This window comes from Atlantibacter sp. MEI4A-1023 (genome assembly GCF_056155425.1).
Genome location: NZ_CM149568.1, coordinates 3955041 through 3981109 on the forward strand (window position 1 = coordinate 3955041; position 26069 = coordinate 3981109).

General features: G+C 54.0%; 26 protein-coding genes. 5 read left to right on the forward strand and 21 right to left on the reverse strand.

The window, feature by feature from the left end; genetic code table 11:
- Positions 1-116: 116 nt before the first annotated feature.
- Positions 117-491, reverse strand: coding sequence for a hypothetical protein (locus ACVV26_RS18705; protein ID WP_474798716.1), 375 nt, complete (start codon positions 489-491; stop codon positions 117-119).
- 238 nt (positions 492-729) lie between these two features.
- On the opposite strand from ACVV26_RS18705, the gene ACVV26_RS18710 reads away from it, so the two are divergent.
- Complete coding sequence (locus ACVV26_RS18710; RefSeq protein WP_474798718.1) at positions 730-1029, forward strand: hypothetical protein; 300 nt, start codon at positions 730-732, stop codon at positions 1027-1029.
- 12 nt (positions 1030-1041) lie between these two features.
- Here the strand turns inward: ACVV26_RS18710 and ACVV26_RS18715 are convergent, their stop codons facing one another.
- Entirely contained in the window at positions 1042-1254 is a 213-nt protein-coding gene (locus ACVV26_RS18715; RefSeq protein WP_474798720.1) for a hypothetical protein, read from the reverse strand.
- A gap of 409 nt (positions 1255-1663) precedes the next feature.
- Between ACVV26_RS18715 and ACVV26_RS18720 the strand changes: the two genes are divergently transcribed.
- From ACVV26_RS18720 to ACVV26_RS18735, 4 genes are all read left to right on the forward strand, one after another.
- Positions 1664-2893 carry a sensor histidine kinase gene (locus ACVV26_RS18720; protein ID WP_474798722.1) on the forward strand — a complete coding sequence of 410 codons (1230 nt, stop codon included), beginning with the start codon at positions 1664-1666 and terminating at the stop codon, positions 2891-2893.
- 17 nt (positions 2894-2910) lie between these two features.
- Entirely contained in the window at positions 2911-3975 is a 1065-nt protein-coding gene (locus ACVV26_RS18725; protein ID WP_474798724.1) for an AraC family transcriptional regulator, read from the forward strand.
- Between the two features lie 119 nt (positions 3976-4094).
- Positions 4095-5246 carry a propanediol utilization system methionine adenosyltransferase GrpR gene (gene grpR, locus ACVV26_RS18730; RefSeq protein ID WP_474798726.1) on the forward strand — a complete coding sequence of 384 codons (1152 nt, stop codon included), beginning with the start codon at positions 4095-4097 and terminating at the stop codon, positions 5244-5246.
- Positions 5247-5291: 45 nt separating this feature from the next.
- Positions 5292-5834 (forward strand): BMC domain-containing protein, encoded by a 543-nt coding sequence (locus tag ACVV26_RS18735; protein ID WP_474798728.1) that lies wholly within the window; start codon positions 5292-5294, stop codon positions 5832-5834.
- Positions 5835-5946: 112 nt separating this feature from the next.
- Here the strand turns inward: ACVV26_RS18735 and grpO are convergent, their stop codons facing one another.
- From grpO to uhpC, 19 genes are all read right to left on the reverse strand, one after another.
- Entirely contained in the window at positions 5947-6852 is a 906-nt protein-coding gene (grpO, locus tag ACVV26_RS18740) for a propanediol utilization system permease GrpO (protein WP_474798730.1), read from the reverse strand.
- A gap of 146 nt (positions 6853-6998) precedes the next feature.
- Entirely contained in the window at positions 6999-7916 is a 918-nt protein-coding gene (gene grpN, locus ACVV26_RS18745) for a glycyl radical diol dehydratase-activating enzyme GrpN (protein ID WP_474798732.1), read from the reverse strand.
- A 111-nt stretch (positions 7917-8027) separates the two neighbouring features.
- Positions 8028-10580 carry a glycyl radical diol dehydratase GrpM gene (gene grpM, locus ACVV26_RS18750; protein WP_474798734.1) on the reverse strand — a complete coding sequence of 851 codons (2553 nt, stop codon included), beginning with the start codon at positions 10578-10580 and terminating at the stop codon, positions 8028-8030.
- 48 nt (positions 10581-10628) lie between these two features.
- Positions 10629-11204, reverse strand: coding sequence for a DJ-1/PfpI family protein (locus ACVV26_RS18755; RefSeq protein WP_474798736.1), 576 nt, complete (start codon positions 11202-11204; stop codon positions 10629-10631).
- 10 nt (positions 11205-11214) lie between these two features.
- The gene (gene grpK / locus ACVV26_RS18760; RefSeq protein WP_122927243.1) at positions 11215-11514 is read right to left on the reverse strand and encodes a propanediol utilization system shell hexameric protein GrpK; all 300 of its coding nucleotides are present in this window, start codon (positions 11512-11514) and stop codon (positions 11215-11217) included.
- A gap of 23 nt (positions 11515-11537) precedes the next feature.
- Positions 11538-13058, reverse strand: a complete 1521-nt coding sequence (locus ACVV26_RS18765; protein WP_474798738.1) for an aldehyde dehydrogenase family protein — start codon at positions 13056-13058, stop codon at positions 11538-11540.
- A 61-nt stretch (positions 13059-13119) separates the two neighbouring features.
- Positions 13120-13905, reverse strand: a complete 786-nt coding sequence (grpI, locus tag ACVV26_RS18770; protein WP_312981738.1) for a propanediol utilization microcompartment protein GrpI — start codon at positions 13903-13905, stop codon at positions 13120-13122.
- Between the two features lie 21 nt (positions 13906-13926).
- Positions 13927-14208: a propanediol utilization system shell hexameric protein GrpH gene (grpH, locus tag ACVV26_RS18775; protein WP_002438304.1), complete on the reverse strand. Its 282-nt coding sequence runs from the start codon at positions 14206-14208 to the stop codon at positions 13927-13929.
- 286 nt (positions 14209-14494) lie between these two features.
- A complete protein-coding gene (gene tdcD / locus ACVV26_RS18780; RefSeq protein WP_474798740.1) occupies positions 14495-15691 on the reverse strand; it encodes a propionate kinase in 1197 nt (398 codons plus the stop codon).
- Positions 15692-15735: 44 nt separating this feature from the next.
- Entirely contained in the window at positions 15736-16233 is a 498-nt protein-coding gene (locus tag ACVV26_RS18785) for a GlcG/HbpS family heme-binding protein (protein ID WP_474798742.1), read from the reverse strand.
- A gap of 24 nt (positions 16234-16257) precedes the next feature.
- Complete coding sequence (gene grpE / locus ACVV26_RS18790) at positions 16258-16530, reverse strand: propanediol utilization microcompartment vertex protein GrpE (RefSeq protein ID WP_312981742.1); 273 nt, start codon at positions 16528-16530, stop codon at positions 16258-16260.
- An 11-nt stretch (positions 16531-16541) separates the two neighbouring features.
- Complete coding sequence (locus ACVV26_RS18795; RefSeq protein WP_474798744.1) at positions 16542-17258, reverse strand: flavoprotein; 717 nt, start codon at positions 17256-17258, stop codon at positions 16542-16544.
- Positions 17259-17262: 4 nt separating this feature from the next.
- Positions 17263-18087 carry an ethanolamine utilization protein EutJ gene (eutJ, locus tag ACVV26_RS18800; RefSeq protein ID WP_474798746.1) on the reverse strand — a complete coding sequence of 275 codons (825 nt, stop codon included), beginning with the start codon at positions 18085-18087 and terminating at the stop codon, positions 17263-17265.
- Positions 18080-18772, reverse strand: coding sequence for a phosphate propanoyltransferase (locus ACVV26_RS18805; protein WP_474798748.1), 693 nt, complete (start codon positions 18770-18772; stop codon positions 18080-18082). The genes eutJ and ACVV26_RS18805 overlap by 8 nt, the downstream gene beginning before the upstream one ends.
- A 139-nt stretch (positions 18773-18911) precedes the next feature.
- On the reverse strand, positions 18912-20030 hold the full coding sequence (locus ACVV26_RS18810; protein WP_474798750.1) for a 1-propanol dehydrogenase PduQ: 1119 nt from the start codon (positions 20028-20030) through the stop codon (positions 18912-18914).
- A 417-nt stretch (positions 20031-20447) separates the two neighbouring features.
- The gene (gene fbpC, locus ACVV26_RS18815) at positions 20448-21491 is read right to left on the reverse strand and encodes a ferric ABC transporter ATP-binding protein (RefSeq protein WP_474798752.1); all 1044 of its coding nucleotides are present in this window, start codon (positions 21489-21491) and stop codon (positions 20448-20450) included.
- Positions 21492-21506: 15 nt separating this feature from the next.
- Positions 21507-23585 (reverse strand): ABC transporter permease, encoded by a 2079-nt coding sequence (locus ACVV26_RS18820; protein ID WP_474798754.1) that lies wholly within the window; start codon positions 23583-23585, stop codon positions 21507-21509.
- A 53-nt stretch (positions 23586-23638) separates the two neighbouring features.
- Positions 23639-24670 (reverse strand): ABC transporter substrate-binding protein, encoded by a 1032-nt coding sequence (locus ACVV26_RS18825; RefSeq protein ID WP_125293760.1) that lies wholly within the window; start codon positions 24668-24670, stop codon positions 23639-23641.
- A gap of 15 nt (positions 24671-24685) precedes the next feature.
- The gene (gene uhpC / locus ACVV26_RS18830; protein ID WP_312981837.1) at positions 24686-26008 is read right to left on the reverse strand and encodes an MFS transporter family glucose-6-phosphate receptor UhpC; all 1323 of its coding nucleotides are present in this window, start codon (positions 26006-26008) and stop codon (positions 24686-24688) included.
- Positions 26009-26069: the final 61 nt, after the last annotated feature.

Below are 26069 nucleotides of genomic sequence, written 5' to 3' on the forward strand. Positions count from 1 at the left end.
CGGCAATTTAAGTGATAACTATTCTCAGTAGCAGATTGAGAAGGAGCCCGCATAAGCTGCCATCGCCAGACAGCTTATGCGGGTTTTTTGCAGCGCAATAAAGGCCGTTTGCAGTTTTAAACCGGCGAAATTTCCGCAAACCACATCCAGTTCGCGCCCCCTTCTCCCCACTCGGTGCCGGAAATAATCATCAACCCCGTTTCGGGATCCTCAACCACACGCGCCGTTAAGGGAATGTCTTCGCGAGAAATGTGGTGAATCGCTTTGCCTTTATACAAACTGCCTGATTTTCTATTCAGCGATACCGTGTATTTTTCGCCGTAATGTACCAAATCGAATGAAAGGCTCTCTTCCCTGATAACCAGATCGGTAAATTTTCCCTCATCGCTTTTTTCATAAAAAACGGCTTTACCTTCAAATGATTCCATTATTTTCTCCTGATGTAGTGTGTCATTCACGCCATGCGGGAACGCCATACGATCATCGGTCAAATTTCTTGAATCTGTAGGGGCAATATCATCCTTACTGCTGCCTTTACAGGCGCAACGTCTCCATGATTTGAAGACTGCACTACCCCTTTTTTACACGATTTATTCTTTGGTAGTATTTACTCGAATATTTCCAGATTCAGCGTATTTTATTGGCGTTGGGTGGCGCATTCTTGCCGCCATTATAATCTGTTTTTATTGCGGATTTATCCGTAGCTCTGTGTTGTTTTGGAGAGGTTCCATGTTTCATCCTAAACAAAGCGGCAAACTCGCTTTGATTTCTCGCGTGCCGGGCAAACTCATCGGTATACTGCTGGCCGCTGTCGCACGCCATCCGCTCATGGCCAGTGCATTATTTTTGCTTTATATGATCATCATTACACCTGGAAAGGGTGAGCTTATTCAGGCTGCGCTTTCAGCCAGTGAGTTTCCAGAAACAGCCTGCGCCGCATTACTCTTTTCCGCGCTGCTGATGGCTGTCGTTTATGCTGTTATCTGCTTTGCCCGTCAAATTCTGACAGCGTTTCGCAACGACGAGTAACGCGATGAAATCTCAGGGACTTGCATTGATCATCGGCACCGTGGTGTTAATCAACGCCGCCAGCTCACATGCCCGGACATCATCGGGAACGGTTCGTCTTCTGGCGGGTTTGCACGCCGCCAGGGCTTCGCTGCCGCCGTGGAAATTCTGGCCCGGTGGGCCACGTCGCGCCGTATTGCCGCCGCGCAGGCGCACTCGGGTAGTACAGGGCAGTTGAATACACATTAACTGGGCGCGGGAAGCGCCTTTTTTAACGTTATTATTTCAATATTGCGAGCTGTATTCCCATTTATGCCCTGATAAAATATTGCCGTCTTATTCCTGCCTGCTAATATATTGTCTTGCACCTTATATATGAAATGAATCCTAAACGAAAAATTGCAAGCCTTTATTCTGTTGCGTTAGTGATTCGCTTTATAATAATCCCTAACCTAAACTTTTTTGATTGTTATTAAGATTAATCCAATCGACAAAGAATTACCTTTTTTCGTTACATTCAAACAACATCAGAGATACGTCATTAACATGGTTTTTAAAGGCTATTTTTATTGCCGTGACCCATTTCAATATTTTTTTGCGCCAGATCGTTTATTTTTAAATATGCGCTAATGCTTTAAAGATGCAGGCTGAAAGGATGATGAATAAATACAAATTACACGAGTTTTTGGATGTAAAACGCCTTCAGACCCTGCAGGACAACTTTTCTAAATCGATGATGATCGCGCTGGTGGTGGTGGATGAAAACGGCGTCCCGGTGACTAAGCCCAGCGGTTTCTCAGACTTCTGCGCACGTTCGCGCCTCAACCCAACGCTGGCGCACCACTGCTACGAAAGCGACAACGCAGGTGGGCGCGCTGCGATGCATGCCCGTGAACCCGTGGTGTATCGCTGCTACTGCGGCTTTGTAGAATTTGCCGTACCGATCATGATTAACGACCATTATCTTGGCGCTTTTATTTCCGGCCAGGTAAAAGTCGAAGAAGAAAAAGAGCGCAGCATTCCCTATATTCTGAATAACAACGAAGTTTGGGAAGAAAACCCGTGGTTAATTAATTTGCATCAGAACACCCGCCGTATGCCCTATGAGCGTTTTGAGTCTACGGCTTCAACGTTATTACATGTTTCTTCTTATCTGGTTGAGCAGGCGCACGCCAATAATATCCAACGCGAATTACGCAAAAAAGATCTCGAGCTCACCAATGAATTAAGAAAACGTGTAGAGATTGAGCGCTCATTACATGAAGCAGAATTTAAAGCGCTATCGTACCAGATTAACCCGCACTTTTTATTTAACGTATTAAATACCATTGGTCGTTTAGCCTTTCTGGAGGACGCGCAGCGCACCGAAACCATGGTGCATGATTTTTCTGACATGATGCGCTATCTGCTTCGTAAAAATAATCACGGTCTGATTACGCTGCGTAACGAGATGAATTACGTCAACAGCTATATGTCGATTCAGAAAGTGCGCATGAGCGATCGCTTCGATTATTTGTGCGATATCCCCGAAAAATATCTGGACGTGGTCTGCCCGTTCTTGATCCTGCAACCCCTGGTGGAAAACTTCTTTAACTATGTGGTGGAACCACGTGACAGTAGCAGCCATCTGTTAATTCGCGCCACGGACGACGGCCAGGACGTCATTATTGAAGTCACCGACAATGGCGACGGCATTGCACCAGACGCGATCAACCATATTTTATCGGGCGATCAAAATTTGCAGAAAGGCAGTATTGGCATTAACAACATAAAAAATAGATTGAAGCTGTTATTTGGCGAGAGCTACGGCTTGGAAATCATGAGCCCTAACAAACCCAGGATGGGTACAACCATTAAACTTCGGTTCCCAATGCTGGAAGCCTGATATCAGGAAGAGGACATATGTTTAACATTGTTATCGTTGAAGATGAGCCTATCGAATTAGAATCCCTGCGGCGGATTATTTCCCAGTGCGTGGAAAACGCCGTGATACACGAAGCCTCCACCGGCAAAAAAGCGATTCAGTTGATCGATCAACTGAGCCAAATCGACATGATCTTCGTGGATATCAATATTCCATTGCCGAATGGTAATCAGGTTATTGAATATCTTAAGAAAAAGAACACCGATACCAGAGTCATCGTTACCACGGCCAATGATGATTTTGATATCGTGCGCAGCATGTATAACCTCAAAGTGGACGATTACCTGCTGAAGCCGGTGAAAAAAAGCATCCTGACCGACACCATTAAAAGAACGCTGGCGTTTGATGAAGGGGATAACGAAAAATCCCGCGCGCTGAAACAGAAAGTGTTCGCCATGATAGACAACTGCGATTACGCCCAGTGGCACAGCTTTATTTTTGACATCATAAATGGTGCCTGTCCGGTAGATATGATGGAAGAAGATAACCGCAAAGACGTGACTGACTTTCTGGAAATCGTTAGCCAGTATATGACCGCCAAAGGGGAAAAGTTAACGCCGACTAACCGTAAAGTCGCCGCGTTGATTAAAGATATCAGTCAATATGGCGTCATGGAGAGCCGTTATTTTCGCATCATGATCAGCCTTCTGACCATCAGCGAAGAACTGTTTGATTACGCCTTTAAGAGCTATACCGGCAATATCGACTTTATTGAACGGGCAAAATTCCATATCGAGAAGAATATTCTCAGAAACCTGACCCTTGATGACGTGGCGGCAAAATCGTTTGTGAGTTCCTGCTATCTGAGCCGCGCCTTTAAGAAAATAACCGGCATCGGGTTTTCGAATTATATCGCCACGCGCAAAATCACTATCGCCAAATCGCTATTGCAGTTCAGTGACTTAAAAGTGAATACCATTGCGCTGGAGTTGGCCTATCAGGATTCTAATTATTTCTGCCGAATCTTCAAAAAAGAAACCGGAATGGCTCCGTCGGATTACCGGAAAATCGTGGCGCCGGGGGATTACGCGGCGATGGCGTGATTTTGCGCTGGCACGGTAATGAAAACAAAATAGTCCAATATACCCGCAAGATAGTTTACGCCCACTTGTCTGGTTGCCCCCTAAGATAGGAATAAACCTTCCAGACAAGTGGCCTCGCTTTGAACGATTACCTGTTTACCTCCGAATCCGTTGCCGAAGGGCATCCCGATAAAATGGCAGATCAAATCTCCGATGCCATTCTGGATGCGATCCTCCTGCAAGACCCGTGGGGCAAGGTGGCCTGCGAATGCCTGGTGAAAACCGGCGTCGCCATTGTCGCTGGGGAAATTTCTACCCATGCTGCCGTGGATATCGAGCAGATTGTGCGTAGCACCATTAAAGAGATTGGCTATGACCATTCCCGGCTCGGCTTTGATGGCAACACCTGCGGCGTATTGAATATTCTCGGCAAGCAGTCCGCCAATATTGCCGACGGCATTCGCGGTCATTCGCAGGAAGAGCTGGGCGCAGGCGATCAGGGTATTACTTTCGGCTATGCCTGCGACGAAACGCCGGAACTGATGCCCGCCACGCTGGTTTACGCCCATCGACTGATGGAGCGCCAGGCGCAACTGCGCAAATCTCAACGGCTGCCGTTTTTACTCCCTGATGCCAAAAGCCAGGTCACCCTGCGCTATCAGAATAACCGTGTTCATTCGGTGGATACCGTTGTGGTCTCTACCCAGCACAGCCCGGACATCTCTCTGGAAGCATTACGTGAAGCGGTCATTGAAGAGATCGTCAAACCGGTGATGCCGTCGCGCTGGCTCACGCCGCAAACCCGCTTTCTGGTGAATCCGGCGGGTAGCTTTGTGATTGGCGGGCCAGTGGGCGACTGTGGGCTAACTGGCCGCAAAATTATCGTCGATACCTATGGCGGCGCGGCCTGCCACGGCGGCGGCGCGTTTTCTGGTAAAGACCCTTCAAAGGTTGACCGGTCCGCCGCCTATGCTGCTCGCTATGTGGCAAAAAACATCATCGCCGCCGGGCTTGCCTCACGCTGTGAAGTCCAGTTGGGATGGGCCATCGGCCTGCCCCGCCCTGTTTCCGTCAGGATCAACGCCTTTGGCACGCAAACCGTGCCCTCTGAGGCGTTGCAGCAAAGCGTAAACCGCCATTTCGACCTTAGCGTGTTCGGCATTATTACCATGCTCGACCTGCTGGTCCCCCGCTATCGTAAAACGGCCTGCTATGGCCACTTTGGTCGCGACAGCTTTCCGTGGGAAGCCACGGACAAAGCGGCGCTATTACGCGAAGACGTTGGACGTTAAGCCGACGACGCGCAGCATATTAGAATTTATCTACAGGAGAAGTGTATGTCCGGGCAAAGTTTAGGCTTAATCGAAACCGTCGGAATGGCTGCGGCGGTGGAAGCCGCCGATGCCGCCATGAAATCCGCCAACGTCAGTCTGGTGGGTTATGAGTTAACCAAAGGCGGTGGCATGGTGACCGTGAAGCTGGAAGGCGAAGTGGGCGCGGTTAACGCGGCGGTAGCGGCGGCCATTGGTGCAGCAAGCCGTGTTGGTCGTGTGTACGCACATAAAGTGATCGCCCGTACCGCACAGCATATTGAGCATATTATTCACTCCAGCGAGACGGTTGGCATCGCGCAACCTGAATCTGAAGCGCCAACTGCGTCCCCGGAGCCACTGCCTGAAGAAGCGCCTTCACAGACCATTCCGGTGGTGAATCTGGATACGACCAACAGCGCATCCTGCATGGATATCGCTGATGACGCGCCGCAGGCCGTGGATCAAGAACAACCAGCGATGCCCGCTTCTGAAAGCGCTGAACCTGCAAAAGACGCGCCTCAGGAAACCACAAAGAAAGGACCACGTCCCGGCGGTAAAAAAAGATAATTAAACGGCTTTAACCGTGCCGCGATGAATTTCCCTTCTCGCGGTATTTTTTATCTTTCAGAAAAACAAAAAAGCCAGCAGGCAGAACCTGCTGGCTTTTTGCATTCCGGGATTAAAACAGTGGAACCAGTGTAAATAACCCAATGGTCGCCAACACGTTGATCGCTGTCGTCATTATCGCAATGGCCATCGCCGGCGGGTCAATATGGGTGTCGCCGTGGATCAGGAAAATACGCGACATGAGTTCACCCAACAGGGCGCAAATAATACCGACGATGGCAGCCCAGATCAGGCTCCCCGACAGTACCGCCACCAGCGCAGCAGGCAGCGCGATATGGTGTGACACCGGCACCTGGGTATTGAAATGTAAGAAAATCAGCGAGAACGCAGAGATACCAAACGCCAGCAGCGCGCCGTTGCCGCCGAATTTAAGCCCTAAAAACCCAGCCAGCAGACCGATGCCCAGGCCCAGCACAGAAAGCTGCGGAATGCGGCTATGGTAAGGCATCCAGCACTTATCCTGCGGCGGATAGCAGTGGCGGATCCCCTGTTCCGGCTTGCCAAACAGGCCGGTTTTACCGAAAACCAGACGAGAGACCACGCCAGAAATCACCACGGTTAGCGCTACGGTATCGGTCCAGGCATTACCGGACGGAAACGCCGGGATCTGATTCAGCCCCCAGGCGATGATGTAACCGCCCGCACCGAAAACCCCGCCAACCAGCAGCACATCGTAAGCCGCCAGCCCACTCAACCCGGCGGTGATATCACGCCCGGAGCCTAACTTCCCTTTCTTCGCTGCATACGCCGTCGCCGCCACACCCGCAGCAAAGCCGCCGGTATGCGGGCCAAACAGCCCGAACGGAAAGGTAATAAAGTCTGATGGCGCGCCGGTAATAATTTGCACCACCGCCATGGCGATCACCAGAAGCCCTACGAATTCAAACGCCGCCAGCGCGCCGATAGCTGCGCCAAATATGCCGCCGCCGAAGGCAACTAAAATATCTAAGCTATTCATCTAGCTTACCTCTGTAATTGGATTAAATTAAATGACAAGAGAAAAATGCAGACTGGCTCCAGGTATTTTTATAATTAAAATAATATTCGTGCGTAAGAAACAAAAAAGCGCAGCAGTGTATTGCCGCGCTCTTATTGATGCATTTATTAACCGCCGATATGGCAGTTAAAACCTAATGACTCAACCGTTGCTTTTAAGGTGGCCATTTTAGCTTCTTCAATACTTTTTGCATCGCCCATCGGATACTGGCGGCCCAGCAAATTATATTTATTTTCACCAAAGCTGTGATACGGCAATAAATGAATGGTATCGACGTTTTGCATTAATCGGGCAAACTCCGCGATATTACGAATTTCTTGCGGGTTGTAATTCACGCCGGGGATCACCGGAATACGCACCACCACTTTGGTTAAAAAAGAGATGCGCAGCAGGTTCTCTAAAATCACGCTATTATTCACGCCGGTGTTGCGCTCATGGATCTCCGGATCGATGGCTTTGATATCGGTTAGCGCCAGGTCGACATAGGGAAACACCGCATCAATCACCGCTTTGGTGGTAAACCCGGTAGTTTCGATGGCGGTATGCCAGCCTTTGGCTTTACAGGCTTTAAGCAACTCGCGCGCGAATTCCGGCTGCGCCAGCGGTTCGCCGCCAGACAGGGTAATCCCGCCGCCTGAGCGACGGTATAAATTCTCTTCTTTTTCCAGCTCACGCATCACCGCTGTTACGGACATACGTTTGCCTTTCATTTCCAGCGCGCGGGTTGGACAGACTTCAGTACATTTGCCGCACTGAATACAGCGGTCGCGGTCGATAAACCAGGCATTGGTGGTGGAAAGCGCCTGTTGCGGGCAAACATCAATACATTTTCCACAGCGGATACAATCATTCTTTTTAAATAATAACTCTGGCTGTGGACGTTGTGATTCAGGATTACTACACCATTTGCAGGATAGCGGGCACCCCTTAAAAAAAGGAATAGTGCGAATGCCTGGGCCATCGTGCAAAGAATAGCGTTGAATATTAAATATGACGCCTTCGGTTTCGTACTCAACTTTATTCATAACATCACTCTATATTTGCCAGATGAATTACCCTTTCAGGTAAAAATAAAAACCAGACGTTGTGAAGCGGATAATAACGGGCTATGTATTGCTACATAGCCCGCTGATTATTTACGACAGTTGCTGTTCGGTACGGCTGATGATGTCGTCCTGAACTTCTTTCGCCAGAACCACCCACTGGGCACTATAGCCCGCCACGCGTACTACCAGATCCTGATGCTGCTCAGGGTTTTTCTGCGCTTCGATCAGGGTGTTGCGGTCGATAACGTTAAACTGGACGTGCATCCCTTTCTTATCGAAGTAGTTACGCACCAGGCCGCTAAAGTTACGCAGACCGTTCTCGCCAGCCAGTGAAGACGGCAGGAATTTCTGGTTGTAGAGCGTACCGTTAGACGCGATAAAGTGGTCCAGCTTGGCAACCGAGTTGGCTGCGGCGGTTGGCCCAAGGGTATCTTTACCCTGACGCGGAGACACGCCATCTGCCAGCGGCTCTTTCGCCAGACGGCCATCCGGCAGTGCGGCAACGTCTTTACCAAACAGCACGTTTGCAGACACCGGATAAATACCGGCCTGGAACTGACCGCCGCGCGGGTTGGTATATTTCTCGACTTCCTGGCAGTAGATCAGCGCACATTTACGTGCCACTAAATCCACGTCGTCGATGTCGTTACCGAAGCACGGCGTATTTTCCAGGATACGGCGGATCTCTTCGTGACGGGACATAGTGCCCGATTGCACCGGCGCCGCGTTGCCGGATGTCAGCTGACGATACACTTCATTTTTAATCGCCGCCGGGTCCAGCGCACCGTGCTGCTCGATAATGCGTTTTACCACATCGTAAATATCCTGCTCGTTGAGCGAGGATTTCGCTGCCGGGGTATGCGGATTCGCGCCGACCGGGTAACCGAAGTTGGCATCCAGCGCACTTTTCAGCTCGCTCAGAGACAGTTTACGGTCTTCAAACACCTGTTTCTGAATCGCGTAGACGGAGTCGCCGGTATCAGCCACGCCGAACGCCTGCGGGCCCGTAAAGTTGTAAATCGCGCCGCCTTCCTGAAGGGATTTACCGCGACCGATGCAGTCGTCGACCAGTGCAGACAGGAACGGCAGCGGGCAGCGTTCGCCGTGGGCGATATCCACGCTGTTACAGGCTTCAACCAGCTGATGAACAAAGTGCGCCATCTGTTTCTGGAACGCGCTGTAGAAGTCATCCATGCTGGTGTACTGGGTCAATTCACCTGTTACCGGGCCCAGCTGTTTGTTACCGACACGCCCATTGTTCAGGGTAATTTCCAGCACTTTGGCGACGTTAAAGAACGCGGCGTCATGCCAGCCTTCGGTACGGTGCGGCGCCTGCGGCTCTACGCAACCGATGATGCAGTAATCACGCGCGTCACGCAGCGAAACGCCGCGGTTTTGCAGTGCCGGGATAATTACTTCATCGTTGTACATCGCCGGAACGCCCAGGCCCATACGCACCAGTTCGCAAGCGCGATACAGGAACGCATCCGGGGTGCCCTGCCATACGCGGATGGAGAAGGACGGCTGCGGCAGACGCACGTGCGCCGTCGCTTCCATACACATGTAGCTCAGGTCGTTGGTGGCGTCGCGTCCATCTTCAGTTTGACCGCCGCAGCACAGGTTCTGGAATACCGCATAACCGGCAAACGCCTGGGCAGAAACCTCATCACGGGTTTTGTTGATGTCGTTAAGCTTGATCCAGCAGCAATCCACCAGCTCCTGCGCGAATTCGCGAGAGATAGACGTGTCTGCCGCCAGGTACGGATACATGTACTGGTCGAAACGCCCCGGAGAGATAGAGTGGCCGCTGGATTCAATTTGCAGCATGCTCTGGATAAACCAGAAGGTCTGGCACGCTTCCCAGAATGTGGTCGCACCGTATTCCGGTACGCGAGTACAGTTCTGGGCGATTTGCTCCAGTTCGCGTTTACGGGTTGGGTTGCTCTCCTGCTGCGCCAGACGGGACGCTTCTTCAGCGTAACGATGGGCAAAACGGATCGCCGCGTTATAGCTGATCAGCACTGAGTGATAGAACTGCTCTTTTTTGATATAGCCTGGCTCAGTGCGATCTAACGCTTCCAGCGCGCGGGTGACTTCGTTAATGATGCCGCGGAAACCCATTTTCAGCACCTTGCCGTAGTCGACGCTAACGTGGCCGACGCCGCCATAGAAGTAGTTGCCAACGGTGAAGACGCCGCTCGCCATACTCTCTTTTGTGCCTTCAGACATGTAAGACGCCGCCAGAGAACTGGTGGTTTTGCCCGGCCAGTATTTGAATGCTTCGTGCAGATCCTGAGCGGTCTTTTTCGGGATGATAAACGGGTCGGCGACACGGTGCTCCATGGTCTCAAACTCTTTTTCCACCCAGTCATAAGAGAATTCAGGGCAGATTTCGGTCGAGCGAGGATTAATAGTCACTGCGCCAACAATTAATTCGTCCGGGCGAATTGTCACCGGTAATTCATTGAAGATTTTTTCAACCACTTTTGCGCGGCGCATAATCGCCGGCAGTTGCTCTGTTTCTTTATATGCTTCGGTTGCCAGTACTGCGCGCTCTGATTCCACATACGGCTTCGCCGTCAGGATCATATTTTTCAGTCTTACAACACGGTCAGTCGGATTAGAAAAGCCTTTCTCTAACATATAAAACTCCCGAATATATTTTGTTAACCTTGCGGCGATGCCGGGGTATTAATGAATAATGCTGGTGCCCATTTGAGTAATGAAGTGACGTAATATTGCCGGATGCCCCATCCAGGTGGTCGCAGTGATTAAATTGCCATCCACGACGGCTTCCTCATCTGCGGCAGTGACCCACAGGCCGCCCGCCATTTCCACTTCCGGTTTTACCGTAAAATACCCCGTCAGTTTTCTGCCTTTTAATACCCCCGCAGCGGCCAGAATTTGTGGACCATGACAAATTGCAGCAACGGGTAATGCAAAGTTCATCGCGTAATGCACAATATTCAGTACCGATTTATTTAATCGCAGATATTCCGATGAACGTCCGCCTGAAATATAAATGCCGCAATATTCCTGTAACCTTATTTCATCAAATGATGCGGTTAATCTAAAAAGGTGTCCGGGTTTTTCGGTGTAAGTCTGATCACCTTCAAAATCATGAATCGCGGTTTTAATAAACTCGCCGGTTCGTTTTCCCGGACACACTACATCCACTCTGAAACCTAACATGCTTAATGCCTGCCATGGCACCATGACTTCATAGTCTTCAGAGAAATCGCCTGCGATAAGTAATACCTTCTTCATAAGCGAACTCTCAAAACTGGTTGTCGTCTTCCTCAATTATTCGCATGGCTTCATGCACCGCCGCGACTTCGCCGAAAATGGCCAGGGTGGTGATGTGCTGAGGGCAACTGCCAAAGATTTCCGATACCACCACATTGGCGCTTTTGCTGGCCACGTCGGCATAAAAATAGAGATCCGGGACCGGCAGCATTAACAAACCAATGGCGTCGATGCGAATCAAATCCAGACGCGAACGAAACTCCCCTGGCATACGCCGTTTCAACATGGCCAGGATATCCGGGGTCGGCGCGTTTATGATTCGTTTTTTCATCTTTGAGTTACCCTTCGCGATGGTTAGCGAATATTCAGCGCTTCAACCATTACGCAGCGACGATGGCGTGCAAACGCGCGCGCTGACGTAAGCCCTTCACCGGTCGGCCCGGCAATCGTAAAGGTGGCATGCCCTTCACCACCCACCCCAAGTCCCGCATAGGAGGGACCGTTTTTTACAAAGATGGTGGTCTGGATCAGGCGCGCCATTTTGGTCAGCTTCTCGACGTTGGTGGAGTGCATAATCGCGGTATGGCGATTGCCGTGCTCCACTTTCACCGCCAGTTCGATGGCTTCATCAACGTTGTCGACGCGCACCACTGGCAGGACCGGCATCATCAGTTCATGCACCACGAACGGATGAGTTTTCTCGGTCTCGATTAAGATGACTTTAATATCGTCGCCAACCGTAATGCCCAACTGTTGCAGGATGTAGCGCGCATCTTTGCCGACAAACGCGGTGTTCGGCCCGGTGCCTTTTTCGTTCAGCACCAGCGTCTGTAACTGCTGAATCAGCTTCTTGTCGCACAGCAGGTAGGCACCGCTTTTCTTCATGCAATGGATCAGATAGTCCGCGACCTGGTTCACCACAATCACTTCTTTTTCCGCCACGCACGGCAGGTTATTGTCGAAGCTGCAGCCTTTAATAATATCGCGGGCCGCTTTTTCGATATCCGCTGTTTCATCCACTACCGCTGGCGGGTTGCCTGCGCCTGCGCCAATCGCTTTCTTACCGGATGACATCACGGTTTTCACAATAGCCGGGCCGCCGGTTGCCACCAGCATGTTGATGCGCGGGTCGTTGATCAGGGCGTTGGTGTTGTCGATGGACGGTTTGGTCACCGTCACCACCATGTTCGCCGGTGCGCCCAACTGAGCCAGTTTGTTATTAATCAGCTCGACCGTGTAAAGAGAGACTTTGCGGGAACGCGGATGTGGGCTAAACACCACGGTGTTGCCTGCCGCCAGCATGCCGATGCTGTTGTTAATGATGGTTTCGGTTGGGTTGGTGGTGGGTGTAATCGACCCAATCACCCCGAACGCGGAGTACTCGATCAGCGTTAACCCCCCGTCTCCGGTAATCGCGCTGGTGGCCAAATCTTCAAGACCTGGCGTTTTCAGCGCTGCGACGCGGTTTTTAATCAGTTTGTCTTCGTAGTTCCCCATGCCGGTCTCTTCCACCGCCATACGGGAAATGGCGCACAGCACATCTTCCTGCAGGAAAACGTCGCGGATACCATTGATAAACGAAGCACGGTCCTGCATAGAACAGTGGCGATACTGCACCTGCGCCAGGACAGCGGCGGAAATCGCCTCATCCATGGTCTCGAATGCGCCGGTTCCGGCGTTCGCGACCTGGGACGATGCACAGGCGGCGCGCCCGGAGGACTGTTGCGCCAGCGCCTTAGCGACGATTTCATCCAGGCCTTCGACCCGCGCCGATTCTGACGTGGCGGGAGCCGCTGCCGGAGCTGCATCCGGTGTTGCTTTGGTGAATTTGCTCAGAATGGTCGAGACAGCCTGAGCGATTTCAATATCATTCATCTTTAAATTCCTTACTACTCTTCCTGATACCGACCGCGTCGCGCGCGTCGTCACCCGATGCTTAGATATACGGCGTCGTGGTGGATTTAATTTCCGCCGGATCTAACGTGGAGAGCAGTTGCAGGCCCACTTCACGCGCGGCAATCACCGCCTGGCGTACCGCACCGGAATCACCGGAAAAGGTAAAGATCACTTCGTTACTGAAACTGGTGCCTTTCGACGGGCTGGCATAGCCAACCGGGTCAATCACGGCGGATTTTGCCGCTGCGTCGGCAATCACCAGGCCAATCGCCGCAGGCGACGCGCAGGTCATCCCGAAGGATTTGCCAACCGGCGCACCCAGCGCTTTGTTCAGCGCGTAGCTGGCACGTGCGGTGTACTGGAATTCGAGGTGACCGGCCGGTGAGCCGTATACGTCGCCCATAGTGCGTTCAATTTCAGACAGCGCGACTTCAACCGCACGTCTGACGTCAGACACATCAGACGCGCCAAAAATAATTAAGCAACCGTGTCCGCCACCGCCTTCAGTATCGCGGGCCAGCTCAATTGAAATAATTTCGCTGTTGGTTGCTTTGATTGCTTCATCAGCCGCAAAAATTTGCGGGCCTGCGCCGGTACGCGCGCCCAGAATACCGATAGAGCGATATTTCTTGTCGATATTCATGACTTCATGCAATTGATTATCGACATTGGCAATCACCAGGCCGATAGTGTGACCCAACGCAGTGCCGACAAATTCCGTAATACCACAACCCGCGAAATTCGCGGCGGTTTTGGCTTTCGGTTGTGCGCCGGTTTGTTTATTCATTACGTCAGATATAATCTGCTCAACAAGATTATCTCTCATGATCAGTATCCTTTATTGTTATTAACCGACGGCCTTCGGCAGAATTTTTTCTACCTCAATATGCGGGCGCGGAATAACGTGTACGGAGACCAGCTCGCCCACTTTACCCGCAGCGGCAGAACCCGCGTCAGTCGCGGCTTTCACTGCGCCCACGTCACCGCGAACCATTACAGTCACCAGGCCGGAACCGATTTTTTCATAACCCACCAGGGTCACGTTGGCGGATTTCACCATGGTATCTGCGGCTTCAATTGCAGAAACCAGGCCTTTCGTTTCAACCATTCCTAATGCTTCTTGTTGCATAACAACCTCGATATTTCCGATAGAAAGAAAACGTGCACAGAGGAATAGCAATCCACGGATTTACCCATGTGCGTTAATTATTGACTCATCATGATGCTAAGGTTATTCAGACAAAATGTTTTGCGCGTCAGCGGGACTATCTTGTTTTTGCATTCCCGCAATCGACAATAAAATCCACCTGAGATCGTCAATAAAAGACCCGCGTTTGGATTACCTTGCACAAAATAATCCCGAACTGAACAGCAATAATAATTACTGTTAAAGCGATCGCATTTTTACTCATTCATTACGCCATGCGGGCAATCTCTGCGGCATCCATCGCAATCATTTTTTCTTCATTGGTGGGGATGACCGCAATCTTTGTGGTGCCTGCTTTAGAAATGAGTCCGCTACGCCCACCGAACAGCTGCGGGTTACGCTCTTCGTCCAGCGCTAATCCCAATGCCTGAAGACGTTGCACCGTAAGTTCCCGAATTAGCGCCGAATTTTCGCCAATGCCGCCGGTGAAAATCAGCGCGTCGAAGCGTTTGAGGGAAGTGACATGGCCGCCGATATGCCGGGCGAGGCGATGCACCATCACGTCGATGGCTAACGTTGCCCGCTCGTGGCCTTCATCCCGCGCCTGCTGGAGGGAACGGCAATCGCTGGATAAACCTGAGATCCCCATTAAGCCGGACTGGTTATTAACCATTTTGTACAGCCCGTCGAGGGTTTGCCCGGTGCATTTCGCCAGGTAGGCAGCGGCACCAAAGTCGAGATCGCCGCAGCGCGTGCCCATCACCAACCCTTCCAGCGGCGTCATGCCCATTGAGGTGTCGACGCTTGCGCCGTTTTGCACCGCGCAAACTGAAGAACCGTTTCCCAGGTGGGCAATCACGATGCCGTGATCCGCCGGGTCGAGATCCAGCGCGTCCAGCGCCTCGGCGGCGATATAGCGGTGAGACGTACCGTGGAAACCGTAACGACGTACCTGGTACTCCTGTTGATATTCGAGCGGGATCGCATAGGTGTAAGCCGCCGGGGATAACGTCTGGTGGAACGCGGTATCGAACACCGCAATCTGCGGCAGCGCAGGCAACAGAGCCCGGGCCGCTTCAATGCCGATGAGATTGGCAGGGTTATGCAGCGGGGCCAGCACCGACAGTGCGCGGATTTTTTCAATTACGTCATCGGTGACCAGCACCGAATGTTTGAAATCGCTGCCGCCGTGCGCCACGCGATGCCCGATAGCGCTGATGGTTTCCAGCAGTTGTTGCTCGCCGAGCTTCGCGAATAACACTTTGAGCGCATGCTGATGGCTGGCGTCGTCCAGCGCAACGGTGGATTTATTGCCGTCGCGGTCTTTAAACGTCATGACGGCGTTATCAATGCCCAGCCGTTCCGCCAGCCCCGAGAGCAACGGCTGGTCGGCATCCTGAGGAATGACCGAAAACTTCATTGATGAGGAACCACAGTTAATGACTAATACACAAGCTAAGGACATGATGACCCCTGAAATAGACTGCGATGAAAAATTAACGTGTTGTTTTAACGTGTTGTTGCGAGGGGATAACGCAGCGCGCTAAAGCGCGCCAGCGCCTGGCGGGCGATGAGCATATCTTCCTCAACACTGCCGCCGCTGATACCGATGCCGCCGAGCAAACGCCCGCCCGACCAGCAGGGAAACCCACCGCCGAAGCAGCAGATATCTTTTTCTTTCTCAAGGCCGTATAAATCGCCGCCGGGCTGCACCAGCGCCGCCAGTTCATGGGTCGCCATTTTTAGCGCCACCGCGGTCCAGGCTTTTTGCGGTGCCAGGGTATGGCTGACCAGCAGTGCGTTATCCATGCTGAAGAAAAACCGCTGCTGGCCACAGGCATCCACCAGGCTAAAGACAATGGGCACATCGCAGGCCTGGGCCACTTCCCGGGCCAGCTTTGCCAGCAGCTCGCTGTCATCCAGACTTAGCGACATCCGCCGCTCCGGCAACTGCGTGGCGATAGCCTCGTTGATCCAACTGTCGAGTGAAGCTTCATTCGCAGACATAAATATTCCTCAGCGCTCGGGCCGCTATTTGCCGTTAAGTTCGAGCGAATCGACGATGCCCACCACGGCGGCATCAATCACCGAGTGCTCTTTGCTGTTGCTCATGCGCGCCGAACTGCCAGTGGTGACGATAACAATCTCGCCATTGCCCGCGCCGACGGTATCGACCGCCACCTGGGCATGGCCGGTCGGCTGATAGTTTTCATCCAGCCGCGCCACCATCAGCAGTTTCGAGCCATTCAGCGAGGCGTGTTTGGTAGTGGACACCAGTGCGCCAGTGACTTTCGCGAGATACATATTTCCTCCGGCTATCCGTGGATAACGGTGAGATTGCGCCGCTTGATTTCATCTCTGGCGGCAGGCGTGATCAGGGTGTTGCTCTCTACGCGCAGCCCTTCGCCAGGCGCAAGCAGGCGAACATCGCGCAACGCGATTAAGCGTTTCTTACCGGCACTCGGCAGGCTGGCGTAGTGCGGTGGCTGGCCAGGCAACCCAGGGCTGGCGTGGGACATTTTTTTACCGGAGATCGTCACGCCATAGCTTTCCAGCGTCTGCGCATACCCTTCCAGCCGGGCCAGTAGCGGCAGCGGCAACGCGCTGTCGATGCATTGCGGGTGCAAGGTGGCGATCACCTGTTTGCGATGATGCAACGCCTGAAATACCGCTTCACAGGCCAGGTTATCGCGGATCCCCAGCGCAATTTTGCTCATACTGTTAACCGAGAGCGCAGGCAAATAGAGCGCCTCATAGAGGGACGGCGACATATCGAACCCGGCGTGGGAACCGCGCTGGCGCAGCGCATCCATACAGGCGGATTTGAGCGCCGACTGACTGGCGCTATGGGAAAAACTCACCCACAGCTTATAGCCCGCCTGCTCAAGCGCCGCGAGGCAGTTCAGCGTTTCCGGCAGCGAAGAGATATCGTCGCCTGTCACCACCACGCAGATATTTTTCTGCGCGGCGGATTGCGCCAGTAATTCTGCAATCACGCGGTCAAGCAGTTGCGATAAAGTCTGGCTGTCCATCTGGTTATCCCTTCCCTGCGTTCATGGCGATGCCTAACGGCGTCACTAACAGCGGCTCCACCGAAGCAATCACGTTTTTGCCGGTTTCTTTGCTGAACACGGCGGCAAACTGGCTAAAGCTGCTCGCGCCGCCTACCAGGTAGATATTTTTTACCCGCTGCGTGGCGAGCCACCCCGACACCAGGCTGGCCATCTTTTGGGCCACGGGCAGCACCAGGGCAAAAACCTGCGCTTCCTGCGCCGGATCCTTTTTCATCTCTTCTGCTTCGCTATAGGGCAAGCCCAGCGCGCCAGCCATCACCAGCGTCATATGGCTGCCGCCGGTGGGTTCATCGGCGCTGAAGGTCACTTTGCCGCTTTTCAAAATGCTCATGCCGGTCGTACCGCCCCCTACGTCCACCACCGCGCCGTTTTTAATATTCAGCGCGCTGGCGGCAGCGACCGGTTCATCGAGCACATTGGTCACGGTAAAACCCGCCGACTCCACCACGTTAACGATCACTTTAGTATTGCCTTCGGAGATCCCCGGCGGGATGGCGGTGGCCGCGCGTTCCAGGGTGCGGCCCAGTTTCTCTTCGAGAATATGTTTAAGGCGCGTTACGACCCGGCTGGCGGTCAGGTAATCCACCACCACGCCGTCTTTCACCACGCTGGAGGGATACGTCACCCCCGCTACCGGCTGGTTATCTTGATCCACCACCACAATTGCAATATTGGCGGTGCCGAGATCCACACCCACTTTCAACGCACCGGTGCAGGGCCGGCATTCTCCGCTGTCAATCAGCGCAGCCAGTTCGTGCAAACGGCGGTTTTCGGGGGTGTCAGCCATGACGCGCGTCCTGTTTGATGCCGCGTACGGTGTCGCCGTTGCGCAGGCCGAAACCGTTGGCCTCTTCCACATCGATATGCAGTTCCAGCACCGCATCCGCCGTGACGCGCACCACCACGTGACTGAGCACGCCGCCGCGCGGGCCATTGGATTGCACGTCAATTTCCATCCCGTCGCGCAGGCCGTGCAGTTCGGCTTCCTCGGGCGAAATATGAATATGACGCCAGGCGACGATCGTACCGTTGTGTTTCACCACCCGTCCTTTCGGGCCGATGATTTCAATGCCCGGCGAATCCAGCAGATCCCCCGACATACGCACCGGCGCTTTGGCACCCAGCGCGAAGCCATCGGCGACGGAAATTTCCACCTGCGTGGTACTGCGCAGCGGCCCCAACACGCGTACTTTGCTGAGTTCGCCTTTCGGCCCGCGCAGCGTCACCATTTCTTCCGCAGCGTACTGACCAGGTTGTTTAACCGCTTTAAAGCGGGTCAGCGTGGAGCCGTAGCCGAACAGGATGTCCATATCTTCACGGCACAGATGTACATGGCGGTTGGACACGCCCACCGGGATATCCAGCGCGACGGGCGCGGCGGCAGACGCTGAGGCTGCCGGGCTTTTCCTGGCGGCGAGTTCCTGCAGGATTTGTTGGGTGATCCATTCAGCTTGTTGTTCGGTGTAATTCATAACGGGAACGACCTGGTTATTGGGTTATTTCATGGGTACGGGGCGTCTGTTGATCAGAATAAGGAGTAACGACGCCCGGTTTTTGTTTATCAGCAGGACTTTTTTGACCGCTTCTTACAGGCCGGACAAAGTTGTCCTGTTAGCCCGCGATCTGATCGATAAGCGCCTCTACGTCCTGCGCCGTTGCCCGGCGCGGATTCGATGCGGTGCAGCCGTCGGCCAACGCCGAGTTCACCAGCGCGGTACGCAACGCGGTAATTTTCGCCCGGTCAGTGCCCAGTTCGCTGAGCGTAGCGGGGATGCCGAAATAGCGGTTGATCTGGCGGATCGCCTGGGTCATTAACGCAATGGCCTGCTCCGGTATTGCATGGTCAATGCCCATAATCTGCGCACAGCGGTGATAGCGGTCGCGGGTTTCCGCGCTCGCCTGTTTGCTGTTGAAATCGATAATCATCGGCAGCAGCATGGCGTTGATTTTGCCGTGCGGAATATGCAGCATCCCGCCGATAGCGTGGGCCATGCCGTGAACCAACCCCAGCCCAGCGGAGTTAAACGCCATGCCCGCCATACAGGAGGCGTTATGCATATGGGTGCGCGCCGCAATGTCTTTTTCGTCGTTAAACACCTGCGGCAGATAGCGCCAGGTCAGCGCGATGGCTTTTTCCGCCAGCGCGTCGCTGAAGTCGTTGGCACCGGTGGAGACAAAGGCTTCAATGGCATGGGTCAGCACGTCCAGTCCGGTATCTACCGCCACATGGCGCGGCACGGTTAATACCAGATTAGGATCGAGAATGGCGATATCCGGCACCAGGTGTTCGGAGATCAGCGGATATTTTCGGCCATTTTGCGGATCGGAAATGATCGCATAGGCAGTCACTTCAGAGCCGGATCCGCTGGTGGTGGGAATGGCGATCAAATCAATGGGATGATCGGCAAAATACTCCTCCAGCGTGACCTTAATCCCCTTCGCCGCGTCCAACGACGAGCCGCCGCCGAGGGCGATAATCACATCGGGTTTAAACGCTTTAAAGCGCGCCGCGCCGGCGGTCAAAATATCGATATCCGGGTCGGGTTTGACCTCGCCGAAAATACACACCGATGCCTGAGGCATGTGGTTGATCAAATAGCGGGTTTTACCCGATGACACCATAAAATCATCGGTCACGATGCCGACGCGTTTATCATTAAACTGGCTCAGAGAGGTCATTGCCTCTTCGCCAAAATAAACTTCAGGGCAGGAAAAATAATAGCGGGCCATGTGCAACTACCTTAATGACGGGTATAAACGACCAAATACGATGTCGTTAACCTAACATGGCGCGATTTTGAAGAGACTGAGGATGTTTGTGCAGGTGAAGGATTATTTTGCGGTATTGTTTTGCCTTGGGCAAAAAAGTCCTTTTCTAAATAAATACCTAAAATCTGATACGCTAAAACGCGATATTTATCGCCAGAGCATAAATAGAATCGGCGTCTTGTTCATGCGTTTTTCTTATTCCCAATAAATTCCGAATCCGCGCAAAGGCCACGTTATCTCTCATTATTACCGGCATTCTGGAATAGAGTAACCGGTATTAAGACGTCTGTTAAAGGACGCAACAGGCCTCGTTTAACCCCGCCATCATAGCGGGGTATTTTTTTGCCGCTGCACTGCTTCAGGAATGCGTTCCAGGCTTCAGTGACTCTCCGCCAGGGCAAACATACCGTAGGGATGGATTTGCAGATAATAGTGCTCGCCCACATCCGGCTGTAAACGCGTGGCGTTAACCTGCAACAGGATCTGCTGCCCGTGCCAGTCGACAATCACTTCATACTGCGGCCCCATATAGGCAACGTGGCGAATCACGCAGCGCTGGCTCTCTTCGCCGTGTGTGCCGAGGGTAATCGCCTCCGGACGCACACCCACGGTGCCCTCGCCCATCGGCGCAATGTTCTCCGGGCGCGGCAGGCGGTAGCCGTAAATATCAACATAGTCCGCGCCGAACTGGGCCGGGAACAGGTTGGCATCGCCCATAAAGCTCGCCATAAAGCGCGAGGCGGGCTGGCGATACAGCGACTGCGGCGAACCGATCTGCATGATGTGGCCTTTGTTCATCACCAGTACCGTATCCGACACCGCGAACGCTTCGCTCTGGTCGTGAGTCACGTACAGCGAGGTGATATTGAACTGCTTTTGCAGCTCGCGGATTTTATCGCGCATGCTGCGGCGCAGGTTGGCGTCGAGGTTACTCAGCGGTTCGTCGAACAGGAGCACTTTCGGCTTGAGGATCAGGGCGCGGGCCAGCGCCACGCGCTGCTGCTGGCCGCCGGAGATCTGATCCACATAGCGATCTTCAAACCCATCGAGATCGACCATCGCCAGTGCCTCTTTCACACGCTGTTTGATCTCGGCGCGCCCCACGCCGAGCATCTTCAGGCCATAGCCGACGTTTTCGCCCAGCGACATATGCGGGAACAGCGCATACGACTGAAACACCATACAAATATCGCGCTGCTGAATGGAACGATGGGTCACGTCCTCGCCGTCGATAAAGATCTGCCCTTCGCTGGGCTTTTCCAGCCCGGCCACCAGGCGCAGCACCGTGGTTTTGCCGCAGCCCGACGGGCCCAGCAGCGTGACCATCTCGCCGCGCGGGATCGCCAGGTTGATGTTGTCGATCACGGTGTTATTGCCAAACCGTTTGGTGACATTACGTAATTCAACAAAATGATGCGTCATGGTTAAGCTCCGTGATTACGCCTGGTTTTTGGCTTTGGAACGCGAAATACGCGCTTCGCCAATCAGCCAGTCAAAAAGGAAGATGATGGCCAGCATCACCACAATCAAAATCGAACCGTAGGCAATCGCCACGCCGTATTCGCCGTCTTCCACGCGGTTCAGGATATAGGCCGTCGCCACGCGGGTGTCTGGCGTAACCAGGAACACAATGGCGCTGACGGTGGTAATGGCGCGCACAAAGCTGTAAATCAGCGCCGACAGGATCGCCGGGCGCAGCAGCGGCAGCAGGATGTTGACGATGGTACGCAGCGACCCTGCGCGCAGACTCAGCGAGGCTTCATCCAGCGATTTGTCGATCTGCCCCAGGCCTGCGATCCCGGCGCGGATCCCCACCGGCACGTTACGCATCACCATAGAGATAATCACAATCGCCGCCGTGCCGGTCAGGTACACCGGGGCGCTGTTAAACGCCAGGATGTAGGAAACCCCCGCCACGGTGCCCGGCACCGCGAAGCACAGCATGGTGGTGAACTCGATGGTCTTTTTGCCTTTGAACTGCTGGCGCACCACGATCCAGGCGATCAGCAAGCCGAAGATGGCGGTGATCGGCGCGGCGATCCCGGCGTACAGCAGCGTGTCGAGCAGCGAAGGCCATGCGCCGTCGTCCATGCCCTGGCCGAACAGTTTGATAAAGTTGTCCAACGTCAGGGTGTAATCCACGCCCCAGTTAACAGTGAAGCTGCCGTAGAAAATGCTGCCGTACAGTAGGGCGTTGAAGGCAATCCACACCGCCAGCAGACCGATTACGCTCCACACCAGCGCCACCGGCAGCGGCTGCACATCACCGCGATAGGATTTGCCGGACACGGTGACGTAAGAACGCTTACCAATCCACATATACTGGATGCAGAACACCAGCAGCGAGAACAGCAGCAGGAACACGCCGAGGGTACTGGCCGCCTGGTAGTCGAGCTGCGAGCCGGTGATGTAGAAGTAAATTTGCGTCGCCAGCACGTCGAAGTTGCCGCCCAGCACCAGCGGGTTACTGAAGTCCGCCAGCGATTGCACCACCACGATCAGAAAGGCGTTGGCCATGGCCGGTTTCAGCAGCGGCATAAATACCGACATAAAGGTCTGCCAGCGGTTGGCGCGCAGCGTGTAGGACGCCTCTTCCAGCGACGGATGAATGGTTTTAATCGCGCCGTCGAGGATCATAAACGCCATCGGGGTGAACGCCAGCACCTGCGCCAGCCAAATCCCGGTGAAACCGTACAGCCAGTTGGTGTTGGTCAGCCCGAACCAGTCGACCATTAATTCGGTGACGTAGCCCGAACGGCCCATCATCAGCGTCACGCCCAGCCCCACCACGAACGGCGGCGTGACGATGGGCAGAATGGAGAAGATGCGCCCGATAATGGCGCTGCGTTTGGCGATGCGGGTGGTGTAAATCGCCAGCACCAGCCCGAAGAACGTACAGCCTACGCCCACCGCCATAGACAGCATGATCGAGTTGGCGATAACTTGCAGGATATGCGCCTGCCCCAGCACCGCCATAAACGCCAGCGGAGCGAACTCGCCCACGTCGTTGGTGAACATCGGGATGAAGATCGCAATGCTCGGCCAGACGATGAACACGCCGATCAGCGCGATAATGGCAATCAGCGAGCCGATAACGAACTGGTCGCCGCCGAGAAATTCCAGCCGGGTCAACGCCAGCGTGGCAATGGCGCCTAAGGCGATAAACAGCACGATGGTGGCGTAGCCCATGCCGCGCCCAATCACCGTGGCGCTGATCACCACAAACGCCATGCAGCCCAGCGCCCACAGCGCATCAAACCAGTGGCGCGAGCGCTGTTCACGGCGCGATTCATGCAAAGGCCGCAACAACAGCACACACGGCAATAAATACCACAGCACACTGACGTTCCAGTGCGACCAGCCATAGGCATCCAGGATCTCGTCGGAGGTGGATTCCATCAGGCCATAGTCCAGGCTCCAGCTTGGCAGTAGCGCGAACGCCAGCAGTCCCAGCAGCACCCAGGCGAAAATAGCCTCCCGCTTCTGCGCGGGACGCAAAAGTAATGTTTCAGACATACACGCCTCGTCGGCAGGGGGAAAAGGCGGGTGAGGAACTCACCCGCGTACGGTTACTTGCCCATCTTCACGTCGTTGACCCACTTGTTGATCAGCGCTTTGCGCGTATCCGTGGAGCCGTATTTGTCCATGTCGTAGTTGATCAGTTTCAGATCGTCGAGCTTCAGGGACAGCGGCGAGGTTTCCGCCGTGGTGTTGGTCAGGATTTGGTAAGACTTGCCTTTTTTCCATGCCAGTTCCTGGGCTTCTTTCGACAATACCCAGTCCACGAACAGTTTGGCGTTGTCGATGTTACGCGCGCCTTTCAGGATGCTGACGCCGCCGATTTCATAGCCGGTGCCTTCGCACGGTGAAATCAGTTCCAGCGGTGCGCCCTGCTCTTTTTCCAGCGAATAGTCATGCAGGAAGCCGATGCCGATGGCGGTTTCACCGCGGGCGGCGTTACGCGCCGGGGCAATGCCGGATTTGGTGTACTGGGAGATGTTGCCGTTAAGCTGCTTCAGGTAATCAAACGCCTGATCTTCGCCCCACAGCTGGACAAAGGTAGCAAGAGCGGTGTACGCCGTACCGGAGCTTTGCGGATCGGCAATCTGGATTTCGCCTTTGTATTCTGGTTTGGTCAGATCTTTCCAGCACTTCGGCACCGGCAGGTTTTTCTCTTTCAGGCGCTGAGTGTTGACCCCAAAGCCGAGAATGCCCACGTAAACCGCCGACGACAGGTTGCCTTTCACTTTGGCCGGATCGCGGAATTTCTCCATGATCTGCTCCAGGTTCGGCGACTTGTAGGCTTCCAGCAGGCCCATTTCACCCGCCTGAGACTGCGGATCCAGGGTGCCGCCGTACCACACATCCGCCTGCGGGTTCTTCTTCTCGGCATCCACTTTCGCCAGCGTACTGCCCGAGCCGTTGCGGATAAAAGACGTTTTCACGTCATATTTCTCGCCGAACGCTTTGGTTTCCACTTCACACATTTCATTGGTGGCGCTGCAATACACCACTAAACGTCCTTTAGCATCCGCCGCGTGGCTGAATGTCGCCAGCGTCACGCCTGCGGCAATCAGAGCAGAGAGGGCTGTCAATTTCATGTTGTTATCCTTCTGTCAGGTGTCTGGAGGTAAGCTCGCCGGGTCCGTGGCGTGGTACTGGCGGTCCTGTGCGTTGATGCCCGCCATCAGTAGCGGCATCAGCAATAAACCAATCAACACGGCGGCCACCGACAACAGCACAAACATGCCGGACCAGCCGTATACTTCGGTGAGTTTCGACAGCGGCCAACCGGCCAGCGCCGCCCCTAAGTAGGCAAACAGGCCGAGAAAACCGGTAATCGAGCCCGCGGCCCCTTTATGACCGCATTCCACGGCCGCAAGACCAATCAGCATCTGCGGGCCGAAAACAAAAAAACCGATGGCGAAAAAACACATCGCCAGTAATGCATAGTGATGTACCGGCGCGAGCCACAACGCGGTGACCGAGACCATCAACCCGAGGGTAAACAGCAAAATCATCGGCGCGCGTTGCCCGCTGAACAGCAAATCCGATCCCCATCCGGCAAACAGCGCCCCCAGCAACCCGCCCACTTCAAACAGCATCACCGTGGCGTTGGCGCTGAGTAAATTGACGCCGTGGGTTTCAGAAAGCCAGATGTTGCCCCAGTCGTTCAGCGCGATGCGAATCAGGTACACCAGCACATACGACCCGGCCAACAGCCAGATCATCGGGTTTTGCAGCATGGTGGTGCGTAACATGGCCCACAGCGACATCGGTGGACTGCGCTCTTGCTGGCGCAGTTCCAGCGGGTCGTGACGCCATTCCCCCACGCCGGGCAACCCCTCTTCGTTTGGCGTGCCGGGCAATTGCCGGTACAGCCAAACGCCTAACGCCATGCTGATGATCCCTGGTGTCAGCATCGCGGCCTGCCACCCCCACCAGTGCGCGGCCAGCGCGCTGATCAGCGGGATAATCGCCCCGCCGATATTGATAGAGGTGTTCCAGCATCCCCACCAGAAGCCGCGCTCATTACGCGAATACCAGTGGGTTAATAATCTTGCGCAAGGTGGCCAGCCCCAGCCCTGAAAAAAGCCGTTCAACGTCCAGATAATCAACAACAGCGTCAGGCTGTCGCCAAACGCGAACAGCACGTTCAACAGGCCGGTGGCGAACAGGCCGATGCCCATAAACGCGCGCTGACCGTGGGCGTCATGCCACAACCCCGCCGCGAATTTCGACAGCCCGTAGGAGAGATAAAACAGCGAACCCAACAGGCCGATATCGCTTTTGCTCAGCCCTAAATCGAGCTGGAGCGCGGGCAGGATGAAATTCAGGCTTTTGCGCGTCAGGTAAAACGCCGCATAGCCGACAATCATCACCAACAGCAGCCGCGGCCTGACGGCGCGATAGCGTTTTGCAGTTTCTGCGTTGGACATAGTCAGGTGGTCCATGGCTGTCTCCGGCCCGTTGAATGTAGGAAATGGCCCGCTAAAAGGG